Raw genomic sequence first — 235 nt, forward strand, 5'->3', positions numbered from 1 at the left:
TGCGGGTGCACACCGATGTGACGCTGACCGACGACTCGTACACCGGCGGCGAGATCATCCACACCGGCCAGCTCTTCTTCGACCAGGACATCAACACCGAGATCCAGGCGACCGCGCCGTACACCGAGAACACCACCCAGGAGACCCTGCTGGAGGACGACTCGATCTACGACGACGGTGGCGCCTCCTCCGGCCTGCTGACCCTGACCGCGCTGGGCTCCAGCGTCTCCGACGG

The 235-nt window shown here is 66.4% G+C and carries 1 protein-coding gene; it reads left to right on the forward strand.

Features of this window, described 5'->3' with window-relative positions; translation table 11 throughout:
- The coding region (locus IG08_RS0153650) for a protocatechuate dioxygenase (protein ID WP_030622534.1) at positions 1–235 on the forward strand (235 nt) is incomplete at both ends.

This window comes from Streptomyces fulvoviolaceus (assembly GCF_000718165.1).
In the GTDB taxonomy this organism is placed as follows: Bacteria; Actinomycetota; Actinomycetes; order Streptomycetales; family Streptomycetaceae; genus Streptomyces; species Streptomyces fulvoviolaceus.